The organism is Bacillus sp. 05T31 (assembly GCF_056396725.1).
Window position 1 is genome coordinate 1 of sequence record NZ_JBFTMA010000572.1, and the last position, 2500, is coordinate 2500.

The following is a 2500-nucleotide window of genomic DNA, read 5'->3' on the forward strand; positions in this document are numbered from 1 at the left end:
GGTTAAGTCCTCGATCTATTAGTATTCGTCAGCTCCACATGTCACCATGCTTCCACCTCGAACCTATCAACCTGATCATCTTTCAGGGATCTTACTAGCTTACGCTATGGGAAATCTCATCTTGAGGGGGGCTTCATGCTTAGATGCTTTCAGCACTTATCCCTTCCGCACATAGCTACCCAGCTATGCCCTTGGCAGAACAACTGGTACACCAGCGGTGCGTCCATCCCGGTCCTCTCGTACTAAGGACAGCTCCTCTCAAATTTCCTGCGCCCACGACGGATAGGGACCGAACTGTCTCACGACGTTCTGAACCCAGCTCGCGTACCGCTTTAATGGGCGAACAGCCCAACCCTTGGGACCGACTACAGCCCCAGGATGCGATGAGCCGACATCGAGGTGCCAAACCTCCCCGTCGATGTGGACTCTTGGGGGAGATAAGCCTGTTATCCCCGGGGTAGCTTTTATCCGTTGAGCGATGGCCCTTCCATGCGGAACCACCGGATCACTAAGCCCGACTTTCGTCCCTGCTCGACTTGTAGGTCTCGCAGTCAAGCTCCCTTATGCCTTTGCACTCTACGAATGATTTCCAACCATTCTGAGGGAACCTTTGGGCGCCTCCGTTACACTTTAGGAGGCGACCGCCCCAGTCAAACTGCCCACCTGACACTGTCTCCCGGGTCGATRAGACCCGTAGGTTAGAATTTCAATACAGTCAGGGCGGTATCCCACCAGCGCCTCCACCGAAGCTAGCGCTCCGGTTTCAATGGCTCCCGCCTATCCTGTACAAACTGTACCAAAATTCAATATCAGGCTACAGTAAAGCTCCACGGGGTCTTTCCGTCCTGTCGCGGGTAACCTGCATCTTCACAGGTACTATAATTTCACCGAGTCTCTGGTTGAGACAGTGCCCAAATCGTTACACCTTTCGTGCGGGTCGGAACTTACCCGACAAGGAATTTCGCTACCTTAGGACCGTTATAGTTACGGCCGCCGTTTACTGGGGCTTCAGTTCAGAGCTTCGCTTACGCTAACCCCTCTCCTTAACCTTCCAGCACCGGGCAGGTGTCAGCCCCTATACTTCGCCTTACGGCTTCGCAGAGACCTGTGTTTTTGCTAAACAGTCGCTTGGGCCTATTCACTGCGGCTTTCCGTTAAGAAAGCACCCCTTCTCCCGAAGTTACGGGGTCATTTTGCCGAGTTCCTTAACCAGAGTTCTCTCGCACACCTTAGGATTCTCTCCTCGCCTACCTGTGTCGGTTTGCGGTACAGGCACCTTTTATCTCGCTAGAAGCTTTTCTTGGCAGCGGGGAATCAAAGACTTCGCTCCATAAGGAGCTTCCCCATCACAGCTCAGCCTTCACGATAAGCGGATTTGCCTACTTATCAGCCTAACTGCTTGGACGTGCACAACCAATCGCACGCTTCTTCTATCCTTCTGCGTCCCTCCATTGCTCAAACGATAAAGAGGTGGTACAGGAATATCAACCTGTTGTCCATCGCCTACGCCTGTCGGCCTCGGCTTAGGTCCTGACTAACCCTGAGCGGACGAGCCTTCCTCAGGAAACCTTAGGCATTCGGTGGACGGGATTCTCACCCGTCTTTCGCTACTCATACCGGCATTCTCACTTCTAAGCGCTCCACCAGTCCTTCCGGTCTGACTTCACTGCACTTAGAACGCTCCCCTACCACTGATACCATTGGTATCAATTCGCAGCTTCGGTGGTGTATTTAGCCCCGGTACATTTTCGGCGCAGAGTCACTCGACTAGTGAGCTATTACGCACTCTTTAAATGGTGGCTGCTTCTGAGCCAACATCCTAGTTGTCTAAGCAACTCCACATCCTTTTCCACTTAATACACACTTTGGGACCTTAGCTGGCGATCTGGGCTGTTTCCCTCTTGACTACGGATCTTATCACTCGCAGTCTGACTCCTAAGGATAAGTCATTGGCATTCGGAGTTTGACTGAATTCGGTAATCCGATGAGGACCCCTAGTTCAATCAGTGCTCTACCTCCAAGACTCTTACACTTAAGGCTAGCCCTAAAGCTATTTCGGGGAGAACCAGCTATCTCCAGGTTCGATTGGAATTTCTCCGCTACCCACACCTCATCCCCGCACTTTTCAACGTGCGTGGGTTCGGGCCTCCATTCAGTGTTACCTGAACTTCACCCTGGACATGGGTAGATCACCTGGTTTCGGGTCTACGACCACGTACTAAACGCCCTATTCAGACTCGCTTTCGCTGCGGCTCCGCCTCTTCAGCTTAACCTYGCACGGGATCGTAACTCGCCGGTTCATTCTACAAAAGGCACGCCATCACCCATTAACGGGCTCTGACTATTTGTAGGCACACGGTTTCAGGATCTCTTTCACTCCCCTTCCGGGGTGCTTTTCACCTTTCCCTCACGGTACTGGTTCACTATCGATCACTAGGGAGTATTTAGCCTTGGGAGATGGTCCTCCCAGATTCCGACGGAATTTCACGTGTTCCGCCGT

The 2500-nt window shown here is 52.5% G+C and carries 1 rRNA gene (cut by a window edge); it reads right to left on the bottom strand.

Annotated features, from left to right (window positions below):
- Positions 1–2500 (bottom strand): 23S ribosomal RNA (locus AC1DJR_RS24370) (its annotated part continues 420 nt past the right edge of the window); the annotation flags it as partial.